We start from the raw sequence: 26,586 nt of genomic DNA on the forward strand, positions 1-26,586 counted from the left end.
TTATTGGTTCTCGAGTTCTTCTTTGCTGACCAGACTGATTAAAGCGTTTACAGCCTGTTCTGCGTCCGCGCCTTCCGCGCTGATGTGGATTTCGGTGCCGGAACTGATGGCCAGGCTCATGATCCCCATGATGCTTTTGGCGTTTACTTTCTTATCTTCCTTCTCTACGAAAATCTCGGAAGAATATTTATTTGCTTCCTGAACGAACAAAGCCGCAGGTCTGGCGTGCAGCCCCGTCTTCAGTCGAACGACTACCGGGTGCTTGGTCATGAGCAATCTTACCCCCTATGCGAAATGAAGTTCCTGACGAAACGCATTATTATACTCAGTATAACATAACTTCGGTTGCGCACACTAGTATAAAACCCTTTGCGTCATTTGCCAACAAAAAAAGGGGCAGCGTCAACCGCCCCGTATTTTCTCTGCCATAATGTCGAGTTTGCGAAGCCGATGGTTCACGCCCGACTTGCTGACGGTCCCTTTCAGCATCTCGCCGACTTCTTTGAGGTTGATCTCGGGATGCGCGAGCCGGATTTCCGCGACTTCGCGCAGTTTCTCCGGCAGATTCTCCAGCCCGATCTCTTTCTGGAGGAAACGGATGTTGTCGATCTGCCGAACGGCAGCGCCGATGGTCTTGTTGAGGTTGGCCGTCTCGCAGTTCACGATCCGGTTGACCGAATTGCGCATATCGCGCATGATGCGGACATCTTCGAATTTGAACAGAGCCTGATGGGCTCCGATAATGTTCAGCAGTTCGATAATCTTTTCGCCCTCTTTGAGATAGAAGATAAAGCCTTTCTTCCGTTCGATGCAGCGGGCGTTCAAGTTGAATTCGTTCGCCAGATCGACGAGCGATTGGCAGTGTTCTTCGTACATGGAGGCGATCTCCAGATGGTAAGACGAGCCTTCCGGATTGTTGACCGAACCGCCGGCCATGAAAGCCCCGCGCAGGTACGCGCGCTTGCAGCAGTTCTTCTCGACGATCTCCGGACTGATCCCCGGCAGGAATTGGAATCCTTCGGACGTGATCTTGAGCGCGGCCAGCAGTTCCTGCACGCCGGCCGGAATCCGAACGATATAGACGTTATTTTTTTTGAGCCGCATTTTTTTGCGCACCAACAATTCGGTATGCACCTTGAAATGCTTTTTGATCAAGGAATAGATTCGACGAGCGATTGCCGCGTTTTCCGTCGAAATATCGAGCGTGACTTTCTTGTTGGACAGCTGGACCGAACCGTTCATTCGGATCAGCGCCGACAGTTCCGCATTTTCGCAGCAGGCGTCCGCCTCCACCATCGTCAATTCCTTTTTGGTTTGAGCCGCGAACGACATGGACCGTTCACCCCTTTCGCATCATCCAATCTTCGACCAGCCGATTGATGTGTTCGCTTAATTTATCCGCGTCGTGGCGCAGGTAAGTTCCGTATTTGACAAACGTATCCGCGATGACCGTGCAGTTCGTGCCGGCCATCTCTTCCAGATCCAGACGGACCGGGGTCGCGCCTTCTTCCGCGTACCGCTGCTGCACTTCTTCGGGAATATGCCCGCTGTTGACCAGCACGTAGTCGAACAGATGGCTGCCGACATGGTCGTGCACGGCTTGCAGATGGTCCGCCACGCTGAATCCGTCGGTCTCGCCCGGCTGCGTCATCACGTTGCAGATGAACATCTTGACCGCGCAGGAAGCGACGAACGCTTCGGACAACTGCGGCACGAGCAAGTTCGGCAGCAGGCTCGTATAGAGACTGCCCGGCCCGAGCAGAATGGCGTCGGCGCGCTGGATCGCCAGCACGGCTTCCGGCAGCGCTTCGACTTCCGCGGGTTCCAAGAAGATGCGTTTGACCCGGCCGCCGTATTCCGGAATGTTGGATTCGCCGGTCACGATCGTGCCGTCTTCCATTTCCGCATGCAGGATGACGCCTTCTTTCGCCGCCGGATAGACGCGTCCGCGAACGGCGAATACCCGCCCCAATTCGCGGACGGCCGTCACGAAGTCTCCCGAGATGTCGGTCATCGCGGCTAAGATCAGGTTGCCCAGACTATGCCCGGCCAAGCCGTTGCCGGTCTTGAACCGGTAGCTTAACATCTCCGAGAGCAGCGGCTCCACGTCGGCGAGAGCGGTTAATACGTTTCGAATATCGCCCGGAGGCGGCATCTGGAGTTCGTTTCTCAAGATGCCGGAGCTTCCGCCGTCGTCGGCCACCGTCACGATGGCGGTGATATCGAGCGGCTGCTCTTTGAGCCCCCGCAGCATGACGGACAGACCCGTCCCGCCGCCCATCACGACGATGCGCGGACGCCTAACGGGCCGCTGCGCCGGTTGTTTCGTATTCATGATCATTCAACTCCTCAGTGGCGGTCCCGATCGGCATCGCGGTGATTGACGCGGACTTTCTCCGTTTCGCTTGCTCCCAGCATCCGTCCCAAATATTCGGAGATCGCGACCGAGCGATGTTTGCCGCCCGTGCAGCCGATCCCGATAATCACCTGGCTTTTGCCTTCTTTCCGATACTGCGGAATCAGGAAATGCAGCATATCGAGCAGCTTGGTCAAAAAGGTCTGCGTTTCCGGCCATTTCATGACATAGTCGTACACGTCGCTGTTCTGTCCGGTCAGCGGCCGAAGCGTATCGACGTAATGCGGGTTCGGCAGGAAGCGCACGTCGAAGATCAGATCCGCGTCTATCGGCACGCCGTATTTGAACCCGAACGACGTTACGTTGACGGACAAGCGGTTGCTCTCCATATGCGCGAAGCGGGAAATGATCTTCTCTTTGAGCACCGCGGGCTTCATGTTGGTCGTATCAATGATTTGCGTCGCCGAATTCTTGAGTTCTTCCAGCATTTTGCGTTCGAGGCGGATGCCGTCGAGCGGCATGCCGTCCGGCGCGAGCGGATGGCGTCGGCGCGTTTCTTTGTAACGCTGCACGAGCACCGCGTCGCTGGCGTCGAAGAACAGGATTTCGCTGTGGATGGTGAAATGATCTTTCATATAAGCCAACGATTCGGACAGCGCCGCGAAAAATTCGCGTCCGCGCAGGTCGATCACCAGCGCGACTTTGGCGATCTTGCCGTTCGACTGTTCGATCAGCTCCGCGAACTTGGGAATCAGCACCGGCGGCAGATTGTCGACGCAGAAGAAACCCAGATCTTCCAGGCTCTGCACGGCGATCGTTTTACCGGCTCCCGACATTCCCGTGATGATCATCAGCGTCGCGGCCGAAGCCGACGTATTCTCGTTTGGAAGCTCGGACATGAGGGATTCCTCCTTAACTGGCTTGACTGGCCGAAGGGCCGACATTCAGGCAAACGGCCCGTCCGCCCGAAGTAATCGGACGGACGAGCCCGTCGTAAGCCTTAGCGAATCATGAGTCCGGCCGCGCCGATCATGCCGGCATCGTTGCCGAGCATGGCCGGTACGATCGTAACGCCTTGCTGGAGCGGAGCCGGGGTCGACTGCACGAACGTCTCGCGAATCAGATCGAACAAGAGGTCGCCCGCTTTCGATACGCCGCCGCCGACGATGAAGCTCTGCGGATTCAAGACCGCCGCGACGGTCGCCATCGATTTGCCGAGATAGAACGCGGCGCGTTTCACGATGCGCAGCGCCACTTCGTCGCCCGCTTTCGCCGCGTCGAACACGGTCTTCGCCGTGATCTCGCTCGCATCGGCGATAAAGGTACGCTCGCCGCGCTCTACCGCTTCTTTCGCCATGCGGATGATGCCGGTCGCCGAGGAGACGGTCTCCAGGCACCCCATCTTGCCGCAGCCGCATTGAATCGCTTCGAGATCCGGCACTACGGAGATATGGCCCACTTCTCCGGCCATGCCCGCGAAGCCTTGATAGATGCGGCCGTTAATGATGATGCCGCCGCCGACCCCGGTTCCCAGCGTATAGCATACGCAGTTCTCCATGCCCGCTCCGGCACCGCTCCAAGCTTCGCCGAGGGCCGCGACGTTGGCATCGTTATCGATCCGTACGGGCTTGCCGAGCCGCTCCTCGAGAATGGCGCGAATCGGAACGTCCTTGAAGCCTATGTTCGGTGCCATGACGATGATGCCGTCACGAACGTTCGTGAATCCGGCGACTCCGGCGCCGACTCCGGCCAGTTGCTCCCAAGAATAGGAGGACTCTTCGACGACCCGGCGAACGTAGTCCGCCATGTTGGAGATGACCGCTTCCGTACCTTCGGCTACTCCCGTGGGCCCTTCGTAAGTATGCAGCAGAACGCCGCTCTCGCTGCACAGACCGACCTTGATCGTGGTGCCGCCCAGATCCATCCCGACGTAGACATTTTCAGACATAATACAAGCCACCTTTTTTCTTTTGTGTAAGTCCAAAAGCGTTTCCTTCGTCTCCCACTATAAGCGAACACCCCCGTTCGGTCAAGCGAGCGCGGCGGCGCGCAAAGCCTTGCCCCGCAAGGGTCGAAAGCCCTTTCCGGCCTCGGCCCGTTCTCTGCTTGGCCGTTCGCAAGCCACGCGGCACGCCCGGGGGCGTGGAAACCCCTTGCGGGGCGCGGGTTCGCGCTCGGCCTCTCCCTTTTCCGCTTCGGAAAAAGGCAGCGAATTTCCGACGAACGACCCCTCCTCGCCGCCCGCCGTTCTTTTTCCGTACGCTTCCGTCGCTTCGTTCGTTCCCGTTCAGTCGTCGTCTTGCAGGAGCTGCTCCAACATCTGCTCCCGGCGGTTCAGAAACTCGCGCGTCACGATATAATGCTCCGTGTCCTCCACGCCGCATTCCCGGATTCCGCCAGCGGTGAGATTGTACAACCGACAGTGCGGATACGACATTAGCAGCGGAGAGTGGGTCGAGACGATAAACTGCCCGCCGCTTCGCGCCAGCTCGTGGATCCGAGTCAGCATCGCCAACTGCCGTACCGGAGACAGCGCCGCTTCCGGCTCGTCGAGAATATACAGGCCGTTCGGCCCGAAGCGCTGCATGAACGTAGCGAAAAAAGCTTCCCCGTGCGATTGTTCGTGCAGCGAGCGCCCGCCGTAACTGTCGATGATCCTCGGAGCTTTGGAGACTTCGCGGTCCAACTCGTCGATGGTGGTCGCCACGTTATAATAACTCTCCGCGCGAAAAAAGAACCCGTCTTTCGGCCGCGAAGTCCCCCGGATCAAACGGACATGCTTATGAAGTTCGGAATGCGTTTCCGCCGTCGCGAAATTGAAGTTCAGCGTGCCGCCTTCCGGATTGAATCCCCATGCGGCCGCGATCGCTTCGAGCAGCGTGGATTTGCCGACGCCGTTCTCCCCGACCAGATAAGTCACGCGTTCGTGAAAGTCGAGGCTCTCCAACTCCCGCACCGCCGGCAGATCGAACGGATAGCGGTCCGGATGCTCGATCTTCTCGCGCAGCAGCTCCGCCCGCCGCAGGTAACGACGATCCTTTCCGCCTGAAATGCCGCTGTTCATCTGCTGTCCTCCTTTCTCCGTCTTCAAAAAAGAACGCGCCGACAAGAGACTCCGTGATCGGATTCCTGTCTGCGCGTTCTGCCGTTGATTTGCTTATGCGGTTCTGTCAAACCAAAACTTAACGGTCGAGCGTCTCGCTCCAATCGTGCACGACGCTGCCTTCGAGATATTTCTCGCAGTCCATCGCCGCCATGCAGCCGCTGCCCGCAGCCGTAATCGCTTGACGGTATTTCGTATCCTGCACGTCGCCGCAGGCGAATACGCCCGGGATCTCGGTCTCGGTCGTTCCCGGCTTCACGATCACGTAACCGTGTCCGTCCAGCTCGAGATGCCCTTGCAGGAACGTCGTGTTCGGCGTATGGCCGATCGCCACGAACACGCCGTCCGCTTCGATCAGCTCTTCTTGACCGGTCTCGTTGTTCAGCACTTTCAGCCCTTTGAGCCCGGTATCGCCCGCCACGACTTCCAGCGGTTTGCGGTTGAGCGCCCACGAGACTTTCTCGTTCTCTCTCGCGCGGTCCTGCATGATCTTCGAAGCGCGCAGCTCTTCGCGGCGGTTCACCACCGTCACTTCGGTCGCGAAACGCGTCAGGAAGCTGGCTTCTTCCATCGCGGAGTCGCCGCCGCCGATGACGATCAGCTTTTTGCCGCGGAAAAAGAATCCGTCGCACGTCGCGCAGGTGCTGACGCCGCGTCCGATATTATCCTGCTCTCCCGGAATGCCCAAATAACGGGCCGAAGCGCCGGTCGAGATAATGACCGAATCCGCTTCGATCGTGCCGGAGCCTTCGACCGTGATCTTGAACGGACGCTGCGAGAAATCGACCGCGTCTACCCAGCCGTTCATGAACTCCGCGCCGAAGCGTTCCGCTTGTTTGCGCATATTATCCATCAATTCCGGTCCCATGATGCCGTCGGGGAAGCCCGGGAAATTCTCGATATCGGTGGTCGTCGTCAATTGCCCGCCCGGTTGAAGCCCTTCGATGACGAGCGGGCTCAGATTGGCGCGGGCCAGATAGATGGCCGCGGTCAGACCGGACGGTCCCGTTCCGATTACTACGGTTTTGTGTTTCTGCATGCAGGCATCCTCCTCGGGTTCTGTGGTTTATTGCTGTAATCCTTTGCGATGATTCTGGCGTTCCTTGATCTGGCAGACTTGATCCATGCGCTTGACATAGCGGCCGATCGTCGAAGACGATACGCCGTAACGGCGGCCGAGCTCTTCGTAAGTCGAATCGCCTCGGCGCAGCTTGTCGGTCAGGTAATCGAGCGCCGCCGCCCAGCCTTCGACATGCGAGAGCGCCGGCACGTCCGGATACAGACGGCGCAGGAAATCGGTCCAGAGCGCCTCCAGATCGCGGCGCAGACCGAAATCGCTCGGCGTGCACGACGCGCGGATCGCCGTGTCGAGCACGTCCTGCCAGCGCTTCTCCCAGACCGGCAGCTCCGCCGGATCGCGGGAGAACGGCGGCGCGGGAGATTCTTCGCCCTCGAACGAATCCGAGCGTTCGGATTCGTTCTCGCCCAGCGCCTCGCGCGCGAGTCCGCGCAGTTCCGAATCTTCGCTTTCGTCGCCGGCCAGCGCCCGCAGCGCGTCGGCCACTTCGTCGTCGCCCTGCGGACGACAGGCTTGAATCGCGCTTCGCTTATCTTCGTCGCTGCCGGAACGCAGCGTCCGCAGCAGACCGGCGCGGATCGCCGGCGACTCCTCCGGCGGCCGTTCTTCCCAGCGCCGGTCCGATTCGGCGCGGCGCGATACGTCCAGCCGGTATTGGTAATTCACCGGTTCGCCGACTCCGTTCTCGCGCCATTCCGGCAGGCGTTCGAGATAATAAGCCGCCGCGTCGGCTTCCGGATCGAGCTTCAACGTCTGCTTCCACAGACGTTCCGCCGCGTCGAACCGGCCGCTGTGCAGAGCGGCCACGGCTCCGTAATGGTGAACCGAAGCATCGCCCGCCTCGTCTCCCCCGCCGGCCAGAAGCCGGCGAAAATGCCCGTAAGCCGCTTCGTGCTCGCCGAGAATCCCCAGCGTCGTCGCCAATTTGAACGCGTGTTCCTGATGGAACGGCATGACCGTCGCGAGCCGGCGCGCGAGCCGCACGGATTCTTCGAGACCGTTCAGCCCGGAATACCGGCGGAAGATCGCCAGATTGCATAGTCCGTGCAGATTGCCCGGATCGCGGCGAAGCACTTCTTCGACCGTTTCCAGCGCGCGCTCCGTCAGTCCCATGTAATAATAAGCCAACGCCAGATTATTGGCCGCCGCCGCGAAATCCGGATATTCGCCGAGCACCTGTTCCAGCATCTCCGCCGCTTCCGCGAACCGGCCTTCTTCGAGCATGGCCCGAGCGCGGTCATGACGGTCCGTTCCGCGGCGCGCCAGCACGTTATGGTCGCGAATCTTGCGTTTGAGTTCGTTTTGCAGCAGCGAGATCATCTCTTCGGCCTCGTGCAGGAACTGCCCCGACTCGTCTTGTTCGAGATAAGCCAGCAGCGCTTCTTCAGCTTCTTCGAACCGCTCCATATTGGCAAAGTTGTTCGCCATGTAGAACCGACACTCGATCATGGTCGGATCGACCTGTTCGAGCACATGGATCAGCACGGCGTTCGATGCTTCGTAATCGCCCATCTCTGATAATATACCCGCCATGTTGCAATGGTTCACCGGATTATTCGGTTTCAGTTCCACCGCTTTGCGAAAATATTTTAACGCCTTGTCATATTGGTAGCGATCCAGCGCGCGGACGGCTCTCTCGAAGAAAAAGCTTTCGTCCATCGACAAAGAAACCACGTCGTTGAGCCTCGGACTCTCTTCACGCTGATAGTTCCCGTTCACCTGAGCAAGGCCCCCTTTTTTCTCTGCTTGAAATGTGAATCCCACCCAGTATAGCATACTTCCATTCCGTCGACTTCCCGGCCGATCGTCCCGCGCTTTTTGCGTCTGCGCTCCTCCGCTCGCGGACATGCGCCCGACCGCAACAGCGGCAAGTACAGAAAGGCGGCGGCTGCCCGGAGGCTTCCGCCGCTTCTTTCGGCATCGTTTTGCGAAGCTCGGCATCCGAACGTCGCCGAATGTCGAGACAGGCGTAACGCGCGGATCAGATCCCCGAGTCGCTGAACAGCGTCGCGAGCGATCCGCCTTCCAAGATGATATGGATCGCGCGCGCCAGCATCGGCGCGACCGGAAGCACCGTAAAGCGGGAGGAATGGTCCTCCGGCAGCGCGATCGAATCGGTAATCACGACTTCCGCGATGCTCGGATGATCGAGACGCTGAACCGCCCCGTCCGAGAATACGCCGTGGGTGGCGCATACGATCGGATCTTTGGCGTTGCGTTCTTTCAGTCCTTCGACGACTTTGAGAATCGTGGAGCCGGTGTCGATCAAGTCTTCCATGATGATCGGCGTCCGCCCTTCGACCTCGCCGATCACGTGCGTGATCATCGCTTCGTTATGCGACGGACGCTTCTTGAGCATGATGGCTACCGGCGAGTCGAGCCGGTTCGCCAGCTTCTCCGCCAGTTTGGCGCGTCCCGCGTCCGGCGATACGACGACCGGATCGACGATGTTTTTGCTGCGCAAATAATTGGCGATCAGATCGAGCGTAGTCAGATGATCGACCGGAATATTGAAGAATCCTTGGATCGCCGCCGCGTGCAGCTCGATCGTCACGACGCGGGTCGCGCCCGCCGTCGTCAGCACGTCCGCGACCATCTTGGCCGAGATCGGCTCGCGCGGCGCCGCTTTGCGTTCTTGACGCGCATAACCGTAATACGGGATCACCACGTTTATGGTACGCGCCGAGGCCCGCTTGGCTGCGTCGATCATGACGAGCAGCTCCACGAAATGTTCGTTGATCGGATGGGAAAGCGACTGCACGATAAAGACATCCAGATTGCGGATGCTCTCCTCGTAATGAACGTAGCTTTCTCCGCTCTTGAATTTGGTCAACTTGACCTTGCCCGGCGTAACGCCCAGACTGTCGCAGATCCGGTCCACCAGGCCCGGATTGGACGATCCCGAAAATACACGCATCCTGTGCTGCATGGCACCCTCCCGCATCTCTTGATTAAAAATCGCTTCGGAACCGACGAACGCAGCGTTTCGGAAGCTTTCCTTCCGCTTCTTTGCCGCATCCGTCCGTTCCGTCATCAACCGGCCGACCCGCCTCGTGCGGGTCGGCAAACTTAACCTGCTTTTGATTATACCCCAATCGCCTGTAGCGCAAAAGTAAAGGCTTGAGGATTTCGGCATCTATCGATCGGGACGAACGTCCATATCGCTTGACCGCGCCGTTTCGCGTCCTGCCGAACGGCCGGGCTTCGCTTGGCGCACGACGCCAAACAAGGCTGACGGGGTTATCCCCGCAGCCTGCTTGGCTTGGTTCAGACGTCGCACCGCTCGCCTGCCTGAACGTTCCGGCCCTCGGCGGCGATTCGCGCGGTTCCGAACGGACCGTCGCGATTCGTCCGCCGTGCCGGTCCGAACCCGTAAGGCCTACTCGCTCAGCGGCACCATCGTCCGTACCCGGCGATCGAACGTCGCGACTTCGCTGACTCCGAGCGAAACGAGCTGCGAACGGGCGACGTCCAGATTCTCCGACAGCTTCGCCGGATCGTGCGCGTCGGACCCGAGCGTCAGCGGAACGCCCAGCGTCAGCGCCCGGCGCAGCAGCGTTTCCGATGGGAACATTTCCGCGCAGGGCTTGGTCAGTCCCGACGCGTTCAGTTCCATCGCGATGCCGCTTGCGGCAATCTTCCGCAGCGCGGCTTCTTCCATCGCTTCTTTTTCGGCCGCTTCTTCCGGCGCGGGCGCGAAGCCGAAACGTTTGATCACGTCGAAATGGCCGACGATATCGTAGAAGCCGGTACCCGACGCGCGTCCGATCGCGTCGTAGTAAGCCCGGTAGACGTCGAGCGGATTCCGTCCTTCCCATCCGGCCGTCTGACGGAAGTCCGTAATGTCCCATTCCCCGAGAAAATGCACCGAGCCGATCACGTAATCCCACGGATACGCGTTGACGATCTCTTCGATCTTATCTTCGTACCCTTCGATATAATCGCCTTCCAGACCGAGTTTGATCTGAATCTGCCCTTTGTATTTCTCTTTGAGCGCCAATACTTCTTCGACGTACCGCGGCAGCTCGTCCATCGGCATCGCCATCTCCGGATAATACGCCGCCGGATCGACATGGATCAGCGGCATATGGTCCGATAAGCCGAGCTGGTCCAAGCCGAGTTCGATGCCCCGCCGAACATACTGTTCGAGCTTGCCGACCGCGTGACCGCAGCGTTCATGGTGGGTATGGTAATCGATCAACATGCGGAACCTTCTCCTTCCTCTGGCAAAAAATGATACAAAAAGCGGCGGAATCTCCGGTTATGCCGGGTCTCCGCCGCAGATCGGTCCTTTTCCTTAATACTGATCCCGGCGCGGACGTTCGTGACGGCCGGCCAGCTCCCGCATGATCTCGTTCAGCGGCAGCTTGCGCTCTTCGAGCAGCACCAGCAGGTGATAGATCAGATCGCTGACTTCGAGCCGCAGCTCGTCGTTGTCGCCGTTTTTGGCCGCGATGATCGATTCCGCCGCTTCTTCGCCGACTTTTTTGAGAATCTTGTCGATGCCTTTGGTAAACAGGTAGGTCGTATACGCGCCTTCCGGCCGTTCGACGAAACGCTCGGCGATGACGCGTTCCAGTTCGCCCAGCACGTCGAACCGTCCGCTGGCGTCCGCTTCCTGTCCGAGCACGCGCTCGCTTTCCGCTCCGGCTTCGGCTGCGGAAGATGCCGCGATATCCGAGACGCCTTCATCCAGCGCCGCCTTGTTGAAGAAGCAGCTTACCCGCCCCGTATGGCAGGCCGGTCCCGCAGGCCGCACGCCGACGAGAAGCGCGTCTCCGTCGCAATCGTAGCTCAGCGAGACGATTTTCTGCACGTTGCCCGACGTCGCGCCTTTATGCCAGAATTCCTGCCGCGAGCGGCTCCAGAACCAAGTCTCGCCCGACTCGATCGAACGGCGGAGCGATTCTTCGTTCATGTAGGCCAGCGTCAACACTTCTTTGCTCTCGGCATCCTGCACGATCGCGGGAGCCAATCCTTGCGCGTCCCATTTGACGTTCGCCGCGAATTGTTCGGGCGACACCGTCATATCCGTATCTCGGTTCATCTGATTTCGACTCCTTTTTGCTTCAATTGATTCTTCAAATCCGGAATCGCGATCTCCTTATAGTGGAAGATCGTCGCCGCGAGTCCCGCGTCCGCCGTCCCTTCCGTGAATACGTCGTAGAAATGTTCCGGCTTGCCCGCCCCGCCCGAAGCGATGACCGGCACCGACACTTCGCGGCAGACCGCGCGGGTGAGATCCAGATCGAATCCGTCTTTGGTGCCGTCGGCGTCCATGCTGGTCAGCAGAATTTCTCCGGCTCCGAGCCGTTCGGCGCGGCGTACCCATTCCAAAGCTTTGATCCCCGTCGGCTTGCGCCCTCCGTGCGTGTACACTTCCCATTCTTGCCATTCGGGATTGTATTTGGCGTCCACCGCCAGCACGATACACTGCGAACCGAAACGCAGCGCGCCTTCGGAGATCAGCTCCGGACGCAGTACCGCCGCCGTGTTCACCGCCGTCTTGTCGGCTCCGGCGCGCAGGATGCGCTTCATGTCGTCCACCTGCGAGATGCCCCCGCCGACCGTAAACGGGATCGTGATCTCCCCGGCCGTCTGGCGCACGACTTCGACCATCGTCGCCCGGCCTTCCACCGAAGCGGAAATATCGAGGAACACCAATTCGTCGGCGCCTTCGCGGTCGTAGACCGAAGCCAGTTCCACCGGATCGCCGGCATCGCGCAGATTGACGAAGTTGACTCCTTTGACCACGCGTCCGTCTTTGACGTCCAGACACGGAATAATTCGTTTCGCGAGCATGCGGCTCCTCCTTTTCCCGTCTTTCCTTTAACGATTGACCGCGGCCAGCGCGGACGCCAGATCGATGCTGCCGGTATACAGCGCTTTGCCGACGATCGCTCCGCCGATGCCGTCGTTCGCATGCGCCGCCAGACGCTCCAGATCTTCCTGCACGCTGACGCCGCCGGAAGCGATGACCGTTTTGCCGGAAGCTTTCGCCAGACTCAGAATCGCTTCGACGTTCGGGCCCTGCATCATGCCGTCGCGCGAGATGTCCGTGAAGATGAACGTCTCGGCTCCTTTGCCCGCCAGTTCTTTCGCCAGATCTTCCGCGCGCACTTCCGACGTTTCCAGCCAGCCGCGCGTCGCCACGAAGCCGTTACGCGCATCGATGCCGATCGCCGCTTTGTCGCCGTATTCCGCCAGTACTTTTTCCGTAAACGCTTTGTCTTCGATCGCCGCCGTACCCAGAATCACCCGGCTTACGCCGAGCGACAGCAGCAGCTTCACGTCTTCGAACGTCCGCAGCCCGCCGCCGACCTGTACCGGCACGTTCAGGGCCGACGCGATGCTGCCGATCAGCTCGTGGTTGACCGGACGGCCGGCTTTGGCTCCGTCGAGATCGACCAAGTGGACAAATTGTCCGCCGAGCGCTTCCCATTGTTTGGCCGCATCGAGCGGGCTTTCGTTGAACACCGTTTCCTGCGCGTAATCGCCTTGCAGCAGCCGCACGCATTTGCCGCCGCGAATATCGATTGCCGGATAGATCGTGAATGCCGTCATATCTATTCTCCTTTTTCCTTGTCAAAATGGATAGAATTCGCTTCGCGCGTCAGGCCTGTCCTTCGGACAGCTTCAAGAAATTGCGCAGCAGGCTCATGCCCAGCTCCCCGCTCTTCTCCGGGTGGAACTGCATGCCGTAGACGTTCTTGCGTCCGACGATCGCCGTCACGGGCAGCCCGTAATCGGCCGAGGCGATCAGATCGCCCGGTTCGCCCAGTTCGACATGATACGAATGGACGAAGTAGACATGCCCTTCTTCCAGTCCGTTCAGCAGCGGCTCGTCTTTGCGGGTAAAATCGAGCTTGTTCCAGCCCATATGCGGAACCTTGAGCGCTCCGGCTTCGAAACGCTTGGCGCGTCCCGGCAGCAGCCCCAATCCTTGATGGTCGCCGTGCTCCTCGCTGCCGTCGAACAGAAGCTGCATGCCGAGACAGATGCCGAGCAGCGGCTTGCCGTCATAGGCGGCGCGACGCGTCACCAGATCGAGCCCCGTGTCCCGCAGATGGCTCATCGCGTCGCCGAAAGCGCCCACGCCGGGCAGCAGCACGCCGGACGCTTCCATGATCTCGCGTTCGTCGCCGGTGATGAGGTATTCGTAGCCGAGCCGCTCCACCGCCTTGCTGACGCTGTGCAGGTTGCCCATGCCGTAGTCGACGATGGCGATGGTCATGCTACAGCACTCCTTTCGTGGACGGGATGCCCGTCACGCGCGGATCGATCGACGTCGCTTCGTCGAGCGCGCGGCCGAGCGCTTTGAACACCGCTTCGATCATGTGGTGCGTGTTGCGTCCGTAGTGCACGATGACGTGCAGCGTGATCCGCGACTCCAGCGCGAATTTCCACAAGAACTCGTGCACCATCTCCGTAGAGAAAGTCCCGACCAGATTCGACGGGTATTCCGCGCGATATTCGAAATGCGGCCGTCCGCTCACGTCGATGACGACCTGCGCCAGCGCTTCGTCCATCGGGATAAACACGTTGGCGTAACGCTTGATGCCGCGTTTGTCGCCGAGCGATTGCAGCAGCGCATTGCCGAGGCAGATGCCGATGTCTTCGACCGTGTGGTGGTCGTCGATGTCGATATCGCCGTCCGCGTCCACTTTCAGATCGAACTGCCCGTGTTTCGTGAACAGGTCGAGCATATGGTTGAGAAAAGGAACTCCTGTCGAAATCTCCGATACTCCGCTGCCGTCCACGCCGAACGCGAGCTTGATATCCGTTTCGTTCGTTTTGCGTGCGATCTCCGCGCTGCGCGCGCTTCCCTGATTGGCTTCCGTCATGATTGCCGCCCCCGTTCGTTTTTTCTTCGGTCGATTCGCGACCTTGCGGCGTTCGCCGCTGCGCTATACCTTATACGCTATTCGTTGCTCGTTTATGGTTATCGGGCCGCAGACTCAACCCTCGGTTTCGTTCGTTTCGAAACGGCCTTCCTTCTTCACGCGCACCTCGATCGCCCGCGCGTGGCCTTCCAGACCTTCGCGCCGCGCCAGCTCCATGATCGTCGCCGCGTTCTTCAGCAGCGCCTGCTTGCTGTACTGGATCAGGCTCGACTTCTTGATAAAATCGTCCACGTCCACCGGCGAAGCGAAGCGCGCCGTGCCGTTGGTCGGAATGATATGGTTCGGACCGGCGAAATAATCGCCGACCGGCTCGGAACTGTAAGGACCGAGGAAGATCGCGCCCGCGTTCTCGATCAGGCCGAGGTAATCGACGGCGTTCTGTACCATAACCTCGAGGTGTTCCGGAGCCAGCCGATTCACGACGTCGATGCCTTCCTCGATCGTGCCCGTCACGATGATCGCGCCGTAGTTCTCGATCGAAGCGCGCGCGATCGTCTCGCGCGGCAGCAGCGAGAGCTGCCGCTCGACTTCGGCGGAGACGTACTGCGCGAGCCGCTCGGACGTGGTCACCAGAATCGCCGAAGCCAATTCGTCGTGTTCGGCCTGCGACAGCAGGTCGGCCGCCACGTATTCCGGATCGGCCGTCTCGTCGGCCAAGACCACGATCTCGCTCGGACCGGCCAAGCTGTCGATATCGACCAGCCCGTACACTTCGCGCTTCGCCAGCGCGACGTAGATATTGCCCGGCCCGCAGATCTTGTCGACCCGGTCGATGCTCGCCGTGCCGTAAGCCAGCGCCGCGATCGCCTGCGCGCCGCCGACCCGGTAGATCTCGGTCACGCCCGCTTCGGCCGCAGCGACCAGAATGTACGGGTCGATGCCTTCCCGGCCGCCCGTCGCCGGCGGCGTCACCATCACGATCTCCGGCACGCCCGCGACTTGGGCGGGAATCACGTTCATCAAGACGGAGGACGGGTAGGCGGCTTTGCCGCCCGGCACGTACACCCCGACCCGGCGCAGCGGGCGGATGATCTGTCCGAGCAGCCCGCCGTCCGGCTGAAGCTCCATCCACGAATTGCGCTTCTGGCGCTCGTGGAACGCGCGGATATTCGCCGCGGCCGCCGCGATCGCTTCGACGAACGAAGCTTCGACGCGGCCGTACGCTTCCTGAAGTTCCGTTTCGGTCACGCGAAGCTGCGAAGACGACAAGGTCGTCCGGTCGAGCTGCTCCGTGTACCGCAGCAGCGCCGCGTCGCCTTCCGATTTGATATCGCCGACGATTCGTTTGACCGTGGCGATCTGCTCCTCCGAACCGTATTCCACGTCCCGGCGCAGATCGAACTCCGCCGCCTGTACAATCTTCATGTTCGTTCCTCCCGCTTTTGATCGGCGGCGATCACGAACCTCACGCCCTGCCGCCGTCTATTTTCGTTCGATGCCCGGTTCTCGGACATGCATTTTTTCCCGCTTCCTCGCTCTTTCGGGATTGTCGGCCCTACATCGCCGACCGTCTATCTCCGTGCACAGAGCCGGTGAAGATTCAAGATCTCGCCGCGCTCGGGCTCGGCATCACTTTCTCCAACCGATCGCACAGCTGTTGAATCTCGTCGTTTTTCATCCGGTAGCTGACGCGGTTCGCGATCAGGCGGCTCGTAATGCCGAAGATGCTTTCCCGTTCCACCAATCCGTTATCTTTGAGCGTCTGCCCCGTTTCGACCATATCGACGATACGGTCGGCCAGACCGATCAGCGGCGCCAATTCGATCGAGCCGTTCAGCTTGATGACTTCGACCTGCTCGCCTTGTTCGCGGAAATAGCGCGCCGCCACGTTCGGATATTTGGTCGCGACCCGCAGATGAATGCCCGGTTTCCAATCCGGCAGCGCGATTACCGACATCCGGCATCTGGCGATGCCCAGATCCAGCAGTTCGTATACGTCCCGATTCTCTTCGAGCAGCACGTCTTTGCCGACGATCCCGATATCCGCTACGCCGTATTCCACGTAAGTCGGCACGTCGACCGGCTTCGCCATGATGAATTCCATGTTCGCTTCCGGAATGGGAATCACGAGTTTGCGCGAATCGTCCACGTCGTCCGGAATAAAGATGCCCGCTTCGCGGAACAGCTCGGCCGCTTTCTTATAGATTCGCCCTTTCGGCATCGCGACCTTCAGCACTTCTCCCATCACGCTCTCCTCCTTTTGCTTATGTTCGGCTTTCTTCTATAAAAATACCTCTTCATTATGATCTTCTATTCGGATCTGACGGCCGAACCCGTATACCGCAGCACGCGGCTGTATCTGCCGCTGTCCGCGGCCGCCTGCTCCGCGCCGAAGCCGTCCGCTTCGGCCAGCCGCGTCACCGCGGCCGCGCCGGCGCTGCGCAGCCGGCCGGCTTCCGCCAGGGCTTCCGCCCGCCCTTCGGCGTCGTAGAGCACCAGCACCGGAAGCTGTTCTTCCGGCGCGGGATCTTTGAGACCGTCGAGAATCCGACTCGTCTTGAGCGCGAAGCCCGTAGCCGGTTCGTCGCGGCCGAACTGCCGCAGCAGATTATCGTAGCGGCCGCCGCTGCAGACCGGGAAACCCAATTCGGCGGCATAGCCTTCGAATACCATGCCCGTATAGTACGAGAAGTCCCCGATCATCGTCAGATCGATCAGCACATGTTCCGACACGCCGTAGTCGGCCAGCACTTCCCAGACGCGGCGAAGATGATCCAGCGATTCCAGCGCCAACGGATTCTGCGTCAACGCCCCCGCCTGCTCGCAGACTTCGCGGCCGCCGCGCAGCCGCAGGATGCCTTCGAGCTCTTCCTGCTGCTCTCGGTTGAGGCCCAGCGCTTCCGCATGTTCGCGGAAGCCGACGTAATCGCGGTGCAGCAGGCGCTCCTTCAGCGCCTGCTGGTCCTCCGAGCGTTCCGGCAGCGCCTCGTCGAACAATCCGTTCAAGAACCCGACATGCCCGAGCGCGAATTTGAACGTCTTCACGCCGGCGGCCTGAAGCGAAGCGATCGCGAGCGCCACGACCTCGGCGTCCGCCTCCGGCGAGCGGTCGCCGATCAGCTCGACTCCCGTCTGGAAGAATTCCGCTTCGCGTCCCGCTTCTTCTTCGATGGCGCGGAACACGTTCGCGTGGTACGAGAGCCGCAGCGGCAGCGGCTCTTCCCGCAGCAGCGAAGAAGCGACGCGCGCGATCGGCGCGGTCAGATCGGAGCGCAGCACCAACGTTTGCCCCCTGTTATTGAGCAGCTTGAACAATTTGCGGTCCGAGGTCGAGCTGGCGATCCCGACCGTATCGTAATATTCGATCGTCGGCGTCTTGATCGGCTCGTAGCCCCAATTCGACATGCAGTCCAGCACGCTGCGTTCGATGCGGCGCAGACCTTTGGTCGCGCGCGGCAGATAATCCCGAACGCCGATCGGCTTTTCGAATCCTTTCGGTTTGGACATTGATTTCACCTCTGAATTATTGTCTGATTTCGGCTCCAGATCTCTATTTATACCACCATATCGGAAAGGCGAGCGCCGGGCAACCCGCGTCCGAACGGATAACGTTCATTAATTGCTTTAATATGGTACAGTGATAACATGGTAGTAAAATAAAGCGTACGGTTATCTTAGCATTTTGTCCGCGTCGCAGTCAATGCGCAGCCTCTTTCTTCAAAGAAAAAGAGAGCCTTTCGGCTCCCAGTTTTCCGTAGATTTTTCCGTTACGCGATTTCGATTTAGGCGCTAGGCTGAGACTGAGATCGGCTTACCGCCTTTTCCGATTTCTTCTTTTTTTTTCGCAGAGAATACGGAACGCTTCCCATCAGTATCCAAGATCCCGGAATCCAGCGCATAACCGCCTGCGCGAAAATCCAAGAGACGGCCAGCGAAACGACCGTTCCTCCGCAAACCCACGCGAAATACGTCACGGAACCTATTTGAACATGATCGAAGAACCAGCCTTTCGTTTCCCGATAGAAACCCAATACGAGCGGATGCAGCAGATACACGGCAAACGACAGCTCGCCGAGCCGGGTCAGCCATCTCACGATCGCTTTCGGCGCCCGGCGATACAAGACGAACGAAGCTCTCATCAGCACCATGGCGGTCAGCATCGTATGAAGATTCCATAGAAGCTCGTAATACAGCGAGCTCGGCGCGATATGCCCCAGCCGAATCTCCTGATAGAACCAGACATGCATGATCACGACCAGCAGCCAAGAGATCCAGAGCGCCGCATTCCATGACCGCGCCGTCGGCGACAGCTTTTTGGCATCGTTCATCAGCCAGCCGCGGATCTTGTCGAAATGGATCGCCAACACCGCGCCGATCATATAGTAGGAGAGATATGTAATGGCGTAGCTGGCTTTGGTCTGCGATTGCAGCTCGTACCGATTCCAGAATACGAAAGCCCATTGCAGCACGAGTCCGATCGGGATAGCCCAACGGGCGAACCCTTTCCAAGACTTGAACAACAGCAGCAGCAGCGGAAACAGAATATAGAATTGCACGCTGATATAAACGAAATACAGATGCGTATAGGCCGTGCCTTCCCGCAGGTTTTTCCAGAAACGAGGCAGCATCGTCTCGTACGACTCCGTGCCGAGCGTACCGGCCACGTGCATCTTATAGACGAAGTAGACGGCCGAGATCAGAAAGTACGGCAGAAGAATGTACAAGATGCGTTTTTTGTAGAACCCTCTTACCAATTTGCCCGTCAACGGACGGTCGTAGTAATTATAGAACAGCACGAAGCTGCTCAACATGATGAACGCGGGCGTCCCGTAACGGAAAAATACATTTAGAAAGTTGATCAGATAAAAAGCTTTCAGATCAACCGACTCAAAAACGGCAGCCGACGTGGCATGTACATGAATCACGCCGAGAATCGCCAACGCGCGGAACGTATCCAGCTGCGGCAGCCGTTCTTTTTTGATCGAAACAGTACTCAAATCGATTGCTCCCTTCCCCGGACGCCTGCTTCAAGCCATCCGGTTTGTCTCCGGCTTATAGAGCCTTACTCCGGCCGAACCGCAGGCTTTTCGCGAGACGGCCCGATGCCATCCGCAAAGAGGTCATCTTTCCATTATACCCGACAAAAAGAGAGGCAGGCCTATCAGATAGGGACTTTCAGGGAATATTAAGCTATTTGAAGAGGCATTGAATCGGTTCAGGTCGAATATTCAAGGATTTTTGCGTTCGATGATCCTTAGCGGATTGCCGCCGACGAACGTTCCCGGCTCGACGTCTTTGTGAACGACCGATCCCGCGGCAACGACCGCGCCGTCGCCTATCGTTACGCCCGGCAGAATGGTACAGTTCGCGCCGATCATCACTTCGTCTCCGATGATCACTTCGCCGAGCCGGTATTCGCGGATCAGATATTCGTGCGCCAGAATGGTCGTATTGTATCCGATCACCGTATTGCGTCCGATCGCGATCTTCTCCGGGAAGAAGACGTCGACCATCACCATAAGGCCGAAAGCCGTATCCCGGCCCACTTTCATGTGGAGGATACGGCGATAGATCCAATTCTTCAACTCCAAGATCGGACAATAGCGGGCCAACTGGATGAAAACGAAGTTTTTGACGCCTTTCCAAGGACTCACCGTCTTATAGATCTGACGCAGCGCGTTAGGACCTTCTTCGACGAAATGGCGCTCCGTTTTTCTCATGCTTCCCTACGCTCCGTTCCGGTCAGCTTGTACAGATCCCGCATGTCATGAAGCATGTAATCGGGGTTATAGCCGGACAGGACCGATTCGCCTTTGAGCGACCAAGCTACCGCCGCCGAGCGCACGCCGGCGTTCTGCGCGGAGCGGATATCGGCCGGGCTGTCGCCGACCATCAGCGCCGTTTCGGGATCGGCTCCCATCCGTTCGAGCGCCTTGAGCACCGGTTCGGCATGCGGCTTCGGATTCTCGACGTCCGTCACCGTAATTACGGCGTCCATATAGCGGTAAAGGTCGAACATTTCCAGCACTTTCATGCTGGTCGGACGAATCTTCGTCGTCACCACGCCGAGGCGGATGCCCGCCGCATAAAGATCCTGCACGACCTCCTGCACATGCGGAAAAGGCTTGACCATCGAATCGTGATGCGCCAGATTGTAGGTGCGATAAGCTTTCTCCAGCTCGCGGACGTCCTCCAGACCGGAGAACACCCGAAGTTGGTTTTGCAGCGTCGTGCCCATATGCGGGATAATGGTCTCCCGCGTCAGCGGCACGTCGTGCATGATATTCATAAAAGAATCGATAATGAGCTGGTTCGTATCGATAATCGTGCCGTCCAAATCGAACAGCACGGTCTTGATCGCCGGATTCATGATGTCGCTCACTCCTTGCGCGCAGAGTCTTCGCCCGGAGGCGCTGAACTATCGGACTTGTCGGCCGAAGCCGGATCGGCGGACTCCGGAGCATGCGTTCTGCCGTGAGTCGGGACGGATTCCGCGGAAACGCCTTCTACGCGATGCTTCTCGTCGATCGCTGCCGGAGCATTCTGAATCTTCGACGAGACGATCGGATCCGAGTAACGGATATTGGCTTGGCCGTTCTTGCGGCGAACGATAATGAGCACGATCGCGACCACGAAGAAGACGATCGCCAGAAGCTGCGAGATGCGGATATTGCCGTAAGCCGGATCCAGATACCCTTCTTGGAAACCGAACCAAGTCATCGGCGTCCACATGCCGTGAATAAGCGAAGCCAGCCAAGACGGACCATGGAACGCCAAGCTGTCCGTACGAAGCGCTTCGATAAAGAATCGGCCGATCGCGTACCAGATAAAGTATCCGATAAAGATCTCTCCCGCCCGAACGAACTTGCGGCGGCGGATAATAAAGATCAGAATGATGCCGACGATGTTCCAGCACGATTCGTACAAGAAAGTCGGATGACGATAGATGCCTTCGACGTTCATCTGATTCACGATAAAGTCAGGCAGATGCAGCGTTCCGCGCAAGAAACCTTCAGTCGTTTCGCCGCCGTACGCTTCCTGATTGACGAAATTGCCCCAGCGTCCGATCAGCTGCCCGGCAAGCAAGCCCGGCGCGCAGAGATCGGCGATGCGCCAGAAACTGTAACCCTTGATGCGGGTATAGATGACGGCACAGATCACGGCTCCGATCAGCGCTCCGTAGATGGCGATGCCGCCTTCCCAGATCGCGAAGACTTTGAGCGGATCGTTCTTGTACTGATCCCATTGGAAAGCGACATAGTAGATCCGCGCGCAGATGATGGCCGACGGAACGCCGAACAGCAGAATGTCCATAAACAATTCCTGCGGCAGTCCGAAGCGTTTGCCTTCCCTCATCGCGATCAGCATGCCGACGATAGCGCCCAGACCCAGAATCAGGCCGTACCAGTGCACCGACAGCGAGCCGATTTTGAAGGCGATCGGATCGATCGCCAGTAATGCTCCCATCCTGTTAGCCCTCCTTAGTCCAGATCGTCCATATCATCGGCAATCGTCGCGGTCAGCTTATGCGTAAACTGCTGCGCCGCATTGTAACCCATGCGTTTCAGACGGAAGTTCATGGCGGCTACCTCGATGATGACCGCCAAGTTTCGTCCCGGGCGAACCGGAACCGTCACGAGCGGCACGTCCGTATCGATAATGCGCGTCGTCTCTTCGTCGAGCCCCAAGCGGTCATACTGCTTATCCGGCTGCCAGTTCTCCAAACGTACGACCAGCGTGATCCGTTTGTGATTGCGGATCGCGCCTGCTCCGAACAACGTCATGACGTTGATGATGCCGACGCCGCGAATTTCGAGCAGGTGGCGAATCAATTCGGGAGCCGTACCGTCGAGCTGGTTATCGGCGCTTTGACGGATCTCGACCGCATCGTCGGCGATCAAGCGATGTCCGCGTTTAACCAGTTCGAGCGCGGTCTCGCTTTTGCCGATGCCGCTGCTGCCCGTGATGATGATGCCGACGCCGTACACGTCCACCAGAACGCCGTGAATGGTCGTGGTCGGAGCCAGTTTGCGTTCCAAGAAATCGGTTACGCGGCTCGCCAGACTGGTCGTCGACATTCCGCTGCGCAGGATCGGAATCTCGCGTTCCGCGCCGAGCTGAATCAGTTCTTCGGGCACGTCAAAAGACCGGGTCACGATAATGCACGGCGTCTCTTCGTTGCAGAGCCGACTCATCCGATCCAGTTTATCTTCTTTCGAGAGCATATGATAGAAAGTCAATTCTGTCTTACCCAGCAGTTGAACGCGTTCCGGCGAATGATATTCGAAATATCCAGCCATTTCGAGTCCCGGCCGGTTCAAGTCGTCGACGGAGATCGGACGTTTCAGTCCTTGTTCGCCCGCTACGACTTCAAATTGAAATTGTTGAACCAGCTCGGCGACCTTTACCTTTTTAGCCATTCCGTAATCTTCCCTTCTCATGGTCGTTCTGGTATGAAAACGTACGGCAACTTTTTGCCGCTATCCTACTCATCGTAAAGGAAATGTCTGTTGAAAGCAATGTCCGTTCGCCCGCGTTCGACGCGAAAAGGCCGCCCGAAGAGGGCGGCCCGTTATGTTCGCTCGGACAAGAAACGGAATTACTTCGCGTCGTAGAAGACGTTGACTTCCGACTCTCTGTCGAAGACGTGTACTTTGTTCATGTCGATTGCCAGACGAACTTGCGAACCTTCGCGAACGCTCGAACGGCCGTCTACGCGCGCGATCGTCGTGTCGTTGCCCAGACCGCTCAGGTAGAGCAGCATTTCGTGACCGAGGTTCTCGGTAACGTCAACGTTAGCGGCGAAGATCGTGTTCGGCGAAGCTTCCAGGAATACCGGCTCTTCGTGAATGTCTTCCGGACGCAGGCCCAGAATGACTTCTTTGCCGACCATGGATTTGTCGCGCAGGATTTGCGCTTTGCCGCGCGGAATTTCGACGTCCAGGTTGTTCGCTTGGAAGTGCAACGCACCGCCTTGGTCAACCAGTTTGCCGTTGATGAAGTTCATCGTCGGGGAACCGATGAAACCGGCAACGAAGATGTTCGTCGGGTTGTTGTACAGTTCTTCCGGCGGAGCTGCCTGTTGGATGATGCCGTCTTTCATAACGACGATGCGATCGCCCATGGTCATGGCTTCGATCTGGTCGTGCGTTACGTAGATGCAAGTCGTTTCAAGGCGTTTAACCAGTTTCGTGATTTCGGCACGCATCTGGCCGCGCAGCTTGGCGTCCAAGTTGGAGAGCGGTTCGTCCATCAGGAAGACTTGCGGATCGCGGACAATCGCGCGGCCCAAGGCTACCCGTTGACGTTGACCGCCGGAGAGAGCCTTCGGTTTACGATCGAGCAGGTGCTCGATGTCGAGGATCTTCGCAGCTTCGCGTACGCGTTTTTCGATTTCTTCTTTCTTCACCTTACGCAGTTTCAGACCGAATGCCATGTTCGAGTATACGTCCATGTGCGGATACAAAGCGTAGGATTGGAATACCATCGCGATATCGCGGTCTTTCGGAGCTACGTCGTTCACGACGCGGTCGCCGATGTACAGTTTGCCTTCGGAGATTTCTTCCAGGCCCGCGATCATGCGGAGAGTCGTCGATTTACCGCAGCCGGACGGTCCGACCAGTACGAGGAATTCTTTGTCTTTGATATCAAGGTTAACGTCGATTACCGTTGCTTTGTCGGAACCTGCGTATTTCTTGTAGATATGTTCTAAGCGTACACCAGCCATGAAGTGTTGCCTCCCTATGAGTAGGATATGTGTATAGAGCTGAGTTGCTTTCTGTTGACCTGTTCCTATCTTAAACTGAATACGCTTTCCTGGCTATTCGCAAACTGCACAAAAATCGCCTCAGTCTTTTGTCACTTTATCCAATAGCACCGCAAGTTTCATCAATACGGCATCTCCGAAGTTCCTCACGTCCAATCCGGTCTCTTGTTTCACCTTGTCCAATCGATAGATGAGCGTGTTCCGGTGAACGTACAACCGCTTCGCCGTCTCGCTCACGTTGCAGTTCATCTGAAAGAAAGTCTCCAGCGTCGTCAGCGTTTCGCCGTCCGCCAAGATCGCGTCCAATCCCTCGAACTCTTCCATGAAACGCTCGCGCTGAACGGCCGGAATTCCGTATACCAACCTCTCCACGCCCAGTTCCCAAGGAAGATGGACGTGACGCGTCACATGAAACGTTTTGCCCAAATAGACGCTCTCCCGAAGCAGACGAAGCGCAGGCACCAAGCCGTGAGCCGGCTGCAAAGGTTCGGACACGGACAGGTTGAAGATCCCCGTCCATTCGCTGGCGATCAATTCGTACAGGCCGAGCCCGAACGCTTCCAGCAGTTCTTGATCGGACTCTTCGTCCTCGCGTTCCTCGGACACTTCGAGCACGTCCAAGCGATCGACCAGCAGCAGCCATTCCCGGTCGTGCAGAGGCACGACCAGCACTTCGCGCTCCAAGAACGTCGACAAGAGCTGATGCAGTTCTTCGTAGCCGCCCAACGTGTTCTGAGCCCCTTCGCAGATCAGCAGAAACGGAATCATCTCGGTAAAAAGGCGGCTTTTCAACACCAGCATGTCCGGCAGCTCTTGCGGCGATTCTCCGTGTTCGAGCTGTTCGGCCAACCAATATCCGAGCTGCTGAACGCCGCTCTCCGCCTTCTGAGCAATTCCTTCTGTCCAATCGACCGAAACGGATTGCGCCAAAAGAGCGATCAACTGGCGAACCGAAGGTTCAAGCCGATCCTCGTCGATGCGAAAAAGCCATTCTTCCGAGACCCGCTCAGGCTCCGACGCAGAAACGGCACGCAGCGGAAACCAAGTCGCTCCTTCCGCAACGATGCCCTGCCGCTCGGCCGCGATCGTTTCTTCATCCCTGCCCTGCATATTTTCAACCGCTTGCAGCAGACGCTGCCACCGGGAATTCTCTATTCTGACCAGTTCCGCCGGCTTGCCGATGATCGATTCCAGCCGGCTGCGGACTTCCTGCATGTTCATCGCATGACCTCCAACACCCGTTTTCTTTTATCTTAACATAATGTCGAATTCATGCCGAATTGCACGAAAATGCAAAAAAGCCGCATTCCGTCAAAACGGAACACGGCTTCTTGATGAGCCATGAAGGACTCGAACCTTCGACACCCTGATTAAAAGTCAGGTGCTCTACCAACTGAGCTAATGGCTCTCAAAAACTGGTGGAGGCTGATGGATTCGAACCACCGAACTCGGAGAGAACAGATTTACAGTCTGCTGCGTTTGGCCACTTCGCTAAGCCTCCACAATATAAAGATGGCTCGGGACGGAATCGAACCGCCGACACAAGGATTTTCAGTCCTTTGCTCTACCAACTGAGCTACCGAGCCATACTCCATAAAACCAGCTATGCAATTAAATTAAATGGCGGAACTGACGGGATTCGAACCCGCGGTCTCCTGCGTGACAGGCAGGCATGTTAGGCCTCTACACCACAGTTCCAGGCCAGTTAAATGGTGCCGGCGAGAGGACTTGAACCCCCAACCTACTGATTACAAGTCAGTTGCTCTACCAATTGAGCTACACCGGCGTATGAATGGTGGAGGCTGAGGGGATCGAACCCCCGACCCTCTGCTTGTAAGGCAGATGCTCTCCCAGCTGAGCTAAGCCTCCATGGGAATAAAGATAAGATAGCGGCGGAGGGGATCGAACCCCCGACCTCACGGGTATGAACCGTACGCTCTAGCCAGCTGAGCTACACCGCCATATTACAGATGCCGATTCTCTTCTATTTAATAAGAAGGAATGGCGGAGAGAGAGGGATTCGAACCCTCGCACCGCTAACGCAGTCTAACCCCTTAGCAGAGGGTCCCCTTATAGCCACTTGGGTATCTCTCCAAACAGTTCTTGCGCAGCAAACGCGAGTGTTTGCCACTCTCAGGCTTACAAAGCAAGCCGGTACAAGGTTTGCACCTTGAAAACTGGATCCGAAACGATCTCTTCGCGTCATCGAAGTGACTTTCGAGGAAGTCCATCCAAAGCGTATGCTTCCGATGTGACTTTCCTTCGGAAAGTCTGTAGGATAAGCCCTCGACCGATTAGTACTGATCAGCTCCACACATTGCTGCGCTTCCACCCTCAGCCTATCTACCTCGTCGTCTACAAGGGGTCTTACCAATTAAAAAAAAAAAAAAGAATGAAAGAACAAGAGATTACACAAACTAAAATAGATACAGATACAAA

25 protein-coding genes, 8 tRNA genes and 1 other annotated feature are annotated in these 26,586 nt (G+C 58.0%); all 33 genes read right to left on the reverse strand.

What is annotated here, in order from left to right:
* The 33 genes from CDO73_RS18545 to CDO73_RS18705 all read right to left on the reverse strand — a co-directional run bounded on the left by CDO73_RS18545 (position 1) and on the right by CDO73_RS18705 (position 26,241).
* A complete protein-coding gene (locus CDO73_RS18545; protein WP_018978064.1) occupies positions 1–270 on the reverse strand; it encodes an HPr family phosphocarrier protein in 270 nt (89 codons plus the stop codon).
* Between the two features lie 132 nt (positions 271–402).
* A complete protein-coding gene (gene whiA / locus CDO73_RS18550; RefSeq protein ID WP_088490016.1) occupies positions 403–1,332 on the reverse strand; it encodes a DNA-binding protein WhiA in 930 nt (309 codons plus the stop codon).
* Between the two features lie 7 nt (positions 1,333–1,339).
* Positions 1,340–2,335: a gluconeogenesis factor YvcK family protein gene (locus CDO73_RS18555; RefSeq protein WP_088490017.1), complete on the reverse strand. Its 996-nt coding sequence runs from the start codon at positions 2,333–2,335 to the stop codon at positions 1,340–1,342.
* A 14-nt stretch (positions 2,336–2,349) separates the two neighbouring features.
* Positions 2,350–3,255 carry an RNase adapter RapZ gene (rapZ, locus tag CDO73_RS18560; protein ID WP_088490018.1) on the reverse strand — a complete coding sequence of 302 codons (906 nt, stop codon included), beginning with the start codon at positions 3,253–3,255 and terminating at the stop codon, positions 2,350–2,352.
* 101 nt (positions 3,256–3,356) lie between these two features.
* Positions 3,357–4,304 carry an ROK family glucokinase gene (locus CDO73_RS18565; RefSeq protein ID WP_088490019.1) on the reverse strand — a complete coding sequence of 316 codons (948 nt, stop codon included), beginning with the start codon at positions 4,302–4,304 and terminating at the stop codon, positions 3,357–3,359.
* 339 nt (positions 4,305–4,643) lie between these two features.
* Positions 4,644–5,420 carry an AAA family ATPase gene (locus tag CDO73_RS18570; RefSeq protein ID WP_088490050.1) on the reverse strand — a complete coding sequence of 259 codons (777 nt, stop codon included), beginning with the start codon at positions 5,418–5,420 and terminating at the stop codon, positions 4,644–4,646.
* Between the two features lie 118 nt (positions 5,421–5,538).
* Positions 5,539–6,498, reverse strand: coding sequence for a thioredoxin-disulfide reductase (trxB, locus tag CDO73_RS18575; RefSeq protein WP_088490020.1), 960 nt, complete (start codon positions 6,496–6,498; stop codon positions 5,539–5,541).
* A gap of 27 nt (positions 6,499–6,525) precedes the next feature.
* A complete protein-coding gene (locus CDO73_RS18580) occupies positions 6,526–8,256 on the reverse strand; it encodes a tetratricopeptide repeat protein (protein WP_088490021.1) in 1,731 nt (576 codons plus the stop codon).
* 262 nt (positions 8,257–8,518) lie between these two features.
* On the reverse strand, positions 8,519–9,466 hold the full coding sequence (locus CDO73_RS18585) for a ribose-phosphate diphosphokinase (RefSeq protein ID WP_088490051.1): 948 nt from the start codon (positions 9,464–9,466) through the stop codon (positions 8,519–8,521).
* A 450-nt stretch (positions 9,467–9,916) separates the two neighbouring features.
* Positions 9,917–10,741, reverse strand: a complete 825-nt coding sequence (hisJ, locus tag CDO73_RS18590; RefSeq protein ID WP_088490022.1) for a histidinol-phosphatase HisJ — start codon at positions 10,739–10,741, stop codon at positions 9,917–9,919.
* 93 nt (positions 10,742–10,834) lie between these two features.
* Positions 10,835–11,584: a bifunctional phosphoribosyl-AMP cyclohydrolase/phosphoribosyl-ATP diphosphatase HisIE gene (gene hisIE / locus CDO73_RS18595; RefSeq protein WP_088490023.1), complete on the reverse strand. Its 750-nt coding sequence runs from the start codon at positions 11,582–11,584 to the stop codon at positions 10,835–10,837.
* The gene (hisF, locus tag CDO73_RS18600) at positions 11,581–12,339 is read right to left on the reverse strand and encodes an imidazole glycerol phosphate synthase subunit HisF (protein WP_088490024.1); all 759 of its coding nucleotides are present in this window, start codon (positions 12,337–12,339) and stop codon (positions 11,581–11,583) included. The genes hisIE and hisF overlap by 4 nt, the downstream gene beginning before the upstream one ends.
* Positions 12,340–12,366: 27 nt before the next feature.
* Entirely contained in the window at positions 12,367–13,101 is a 735-nt protein-coding gene (hisA, locus tag CDO73_RS18605; protein ID WP_088490025.1) for a 1-(5-phosphoribosyl)-5-[(5-phosphoribosylamino)methylideneamino]imidazole-4-carboxamide isomerase, read from the reverse strand.
* 49 nt (positions 13,102–13,150) lie between these two features.
* The gene (gene hisH, locus CDO73_RS18610; protein WP_088490026.1) at positions 13,151–13,771 is read right to left on the reverse strand and encodes an imidazole glycerol phosphate synthase subunit HisH; all 621 of its coding nucleotides are present in this window, start codon (positions 13,769–13,771) and stop codon (positions 13,151–13,153) included.
* Position 13,772: 1 nt separating this feature from the next.
* On the reverse strand, positions 13,773–14,381 hold the full coding sequence (hisB, locus tag CDO73_RS18615) for an imidazoleglycerol-phosphate dehydratase HisB (RefSeq protein ID WP_179218746.1): 609 nt from the start codon (positions 14,379–14,381) through the stop codon (positions 13,773–13,775).
* 114 nt (positions 14,382–14,495) lie between these two features.
* A complete protein-coding gene (gene hisD / locus CDO73_RS18620; protein ID WP_088490028.1) occupies positions 14,496–15,806 on the reverse strand; it encodes a histidinol dehydrogenase in 1,311 nt (436 codons plus the stop codon).
* A 175-nt stretch (positions 15,807–15,981) separates the two neighbouring features.
* Positions 15,982–16,626, reverse strand: coding sequence for an ATP phosphoribosyltransferase (hisG, locus tag CDO73_RS18625; RefSeq protein WP_088490029.1), 645 nt, complete (start codon positions 16,624–16,626; stop codon positions 15,982–15,984).
* Between the two features lie 65 nt (positions 16,627–16,691).
* Positions 16,692–17,888, reverse strand: a complete 1,197-nt coding sequence (locus tag CDO73_RS18630; RefSeq protein ID WP_088490030.1) for an ATP phosphoribosyltransferase regulatory subunit — start codon at positions 17,886–17,888, stop codon at positions 16,692–16,694.
* Positions 17,889–18,163: 275 nt separating this feature from the next.
* On the reverse strand, positions 18,164–19,378 hold the full coding sequence (locus CDO73_RS18635; protein WP_088490031.1) for an acyltransferase: 1,215 nt from the start codon (positions 19,376–19,378) through the stop codon (positions 18,164–18,166).
* Positions 19,379–19,609: 231 nt separating this feature from the next.
* Positions 19,610–20,101: an acyltransferase gene (locus CDO73_RS18640; RefSeq protein WP_088490032.1), complete on the reverse strand. Its 492-nt coding sequence runs from the start codon at positions 20,099–20,101 to the stop codon at positions 19,610–19,612.
* The gene (gene ppaX, locus CDO73_RS18645) at positions 20,098–20,751 is read right to left on the reverse strand and encodes a pyrophosphatase PpaX (protein ID WP_088490033.1); all 654 of its coding nucleotides are present in this window, start codon (positions 20,749–20,751) and stop codon (positions 20,098–20,100) included. Before ppaX ends, CDO73_RS18640 begins: the two co-directional genes overlap by 4 nt.
* A gap of 8 nt (positions 20,752–20,759) precedes the next feature.
* Positions 20,760–21,848: a prolipoprotein diacylglyceryl transferase gene (gene lgt, locus CDO73_RS18650; RefSeq protein ID WP_088490034.1), complete on the reverse strand. Its 1,089-nt coding sequence runs from the start codon at positions 21,846–21,848 to the stop codon at positions 20,760–20,762.
* Between the two features lie 14 nt (positions 21,849–21,862).
* Positions 21,863–22,801, reverse strand: a complete 939-nt coding sequence (gene hprK / locus CDO73_RS18655; protein ID WP_087799453.1) for an HPr(Ser) kinase/phosphatase — start codon at positions 22,799–22,801, stop codon at positions 21,863–21,865.
* A 179-nt stretch (positions 22,802–22,980) separates the two neighbouring features.
* Complete coding sequence (locus CDO73_RS18660) at positions 22,981–24,108, reverse strand: ABC transporter ATP-binding protein (protein WP_088490035.1); 1,128 nt, start codon at positions 24,106–24,108, stop codon at positions 22,981–22,983.
* A gap of 120 nt (positions 24,109–24,228) precedes the next feature.
* Complete coding sequence (locus CDO73_RS18665; RefSeq protein WP_088490036.1) at positions 24,229–25,368, reverse strand: PucR family transcriptional regulator; 1,140 nt, start codon at positions 25,366–25,368, stop codon at positions 24,229–24,231.
* A gap of 114 nt (positions 25,369–25,482) precedes the next feature.
* Positions 25,483–25,555: transfer RNA gene (locus tag CDO73_RS18670), tRNA-Lys, on the reverse strand.
* An 8-nt stretch (positions 25,556–25,563) separates the two neighbouring features.
* Positions 25,564–25,648, reverse strand: a tRNA-Tyr gene (locus tag CDO73_RS18675).
* 12 nt (positions 25,649–25,660) lie between these two features.
* Positions 25,661–25,733 (reverse strand) — tRNA-Phe (locus tag CDO73_RS18680).
* Positions 25,734–25,768: 35 nt separating this feature from the next.
* A tRNA-Asp gene (locus CDO73_RS18685) sits at positions 25,769–25,845 on the reverse strand.
* Between the two features lie 12 nt (positions 25,846–25,857).
* Positions 25,858–25,933: transfer RNA gene (locus tag CDO73_RS18690), tRNA-Thr, on the reverse strand.
* A 7-nt stretch (positions 25,934–25,940) separates the two neighbouring features.
* Positions 25,941–26,016 (reverse strand) — tRNA-Val (locus CDO73_RS18695).
* Between the two features lie 18 nt (positions 26,017–26,034).
* Positions 26,035–26,108 (reverse strand) — tRNA-Met (locus tag CDO73_RS18700).
* Positions 26,109–26,149: 41 nt separating this feature from the next.
* Positions 26,150–26,241: transfer RNA gene (locus CDO73_RS18705), tRNA-Ser, on the reverse strand.
* Positions 26,242–26,433: 192 nt separating this feature from the next.
* Positions 26,434–26,517, reverse strand: a sequence feature (23S ribosomal RNA rRNA prediction is too short).
* Positions 26,518–26,586 lie beyond the last annotated feature (69 nt).

The organism is Saccharibacillus sp. O23 (assembly GCF_002205895.1).
GTDB lineage: Bacteria > Bacillota > Bacilli > Paenibacillales > Paenibacillaceae > Saccharibacillus.

Excerpts from the sequence above, each read along its gene's own strand:
- CDO73_RS18555 (WP_088490017.1), bottom strand. The coding sequence starts at position 2,335 with ATGAATACGAAACAACCGGCGCAGCGGCCCGTTAGGCGTCCGCGCATC.
- whiA (WP_088490016.1), bottom strand. The coding sequence starts at position 1,332 with ATGTCGTTCGCGGCTCAAACCAAAAAGGAATTGACGATGGTGGAGGCG.
- CDO73_RS18545 (WP_018978064.1), bottom strand. The coding sequence starts at position 270 with ATGACCAAGCACCCGGTAGTCGTTCGACTGAAGACGGGGCTGCACGCC.
- hisA (WP_088490025.1), bottom strand. The coding sequence starts at position 13,101 with ATGACGGCATTCACGATCTATCCGGCAATCGATATTCGCGGCGGCAAA.
- CDO73_RS18570 (WP_088490050.1), bottom strand. The coding sequence starts at position 5,420 with ATGAACAGCGGCATTTCAGGCGGAAAGGATCGTCGTTACCTGCGGCGG.
- trxB (WP_088490020.1), bottom strand. The coding sequence starts at position 6,498 with ATGCAGAAACACAAAACCGTAGTAATCGGAACGGGACCGTCCGGTCTG.
- CDO73_RS18665 (WP_088490036.1), bottom strand. The coding sequence starts at position 25,368 with ATGAACATGCAGGAAGTCCGCAGCCGGCTGGAATCGATCATCGGCAAG.
- CDO73_RS18585 (WP_088490051.1), bottom strand. The coding sequence starts at position 9,466 with ATGCAGCACAGGATGCGTGTATTTTCGGGATCGTCCAATCCGGGCCTG.
- hprK (WP_087799453.1), bottom strand. The coding sequence starts at position 22,801 with ATGGCTAAAAAGGTAAAGGTCGCCGAGCTGGTTCAACAATTTCAATTT.
- lgt (WP_088490034.1), bottom strand. The coding sequence starts at position 21,848 with ATGGGAGCATTACTGGCGATCGATCCGATCGCCTTCAAAATCGGCTCG.
- CDO73_RS18565 (WP_088490019.1), bottom strand. The coding sequence starts at position 4,304 with ATGTCTGAAAATGTCTACGTCGGGATGGATCTGGGCGGCACCACGATC.
- ppaX (WP_088490033.1), bottom strand. The coding sequence starts at position 20,751 with ATGAATCCGGCGATCAAGACCGTGCTGTTCGATTTGGACGGCACGATT.
- hisH (WP_088490026.1), bottom strand. The coding sequence starts at position 13,771 with ATGACCATCGCCATCGTCGACTACGGCATGGGCAACCTGCACAGCGTC.
- hisB (WP_179218746.1), bottom strand. The coding sequence starts at position 14,381 with ATGACGGAAGCCAATCAGGGAAGCGCGCGCAGCGCGGAGATCGCACGC.
- hisJ (WP_088490022.1), bottom strand. The coding sequence starts at position 10,741 with ATGTTGATCGATTACCATACCCACCATGAACGCTGCGGTCACGCGGTC.
- CDO73_RS18630 (WP_088490030.1), bottom strand. The coding sequence starts at position 17,888 with ATGTCCAAACCGAAAGGATTCGAAAAGCCGATCGGCGTTCGGGATTAT.
- rapZ (WP_088490018.1), bottom strand. The coding sequence starts at position 3,255 with ATGTCCGAGCTTCCAAACGAGAATACGTCGGCTTCGGCCGCGACGCTG.
- hisIE (WP_088490023.1), bottom strand. The coding sequence starts at position 11,584 with ATGAACCGAGATACGGATATGACGGTGTCGCCCGAACAATTCGCGGCG.
- hisD (WP_088490028.1), bottom strand. The coding sequence starts at position 15,806 with ATGAAGATTGTACAGGCGGCGGAGTTCGATCTGCGCCGGGACGTGGAA.
- CDO73_RS18660 (WP_088490035.1), bottom strand. The coding sequence starts at position 24,108 with ATGGCTGGTGTACGCTTAGAACATATCTACAAGAAATACGCAGGTTCC.
- CDO73_RS18640 (WP_088490032.1), bottom strand. The coding sequence starts at position 20,101 with ATGAGAAAAACGGAGCGCCATTTCGTCGAAGAAGGTCCTAACGCGCTG.
- hisG (WP_088490029.1), bottom strand. The coding sequence starts at position 16,626 with ATGGGAGAAGTGCTGAAGGTCGCGATGCCGAAAGGGCGAATCTATAAG.
- hisF (WP_088490024.1), bottom strand. The coding sequence starts at position 12,339 with ATGCTCGCGAAACGAATTATTCCGTGTCTGGACGTCAAAGACGGACGC.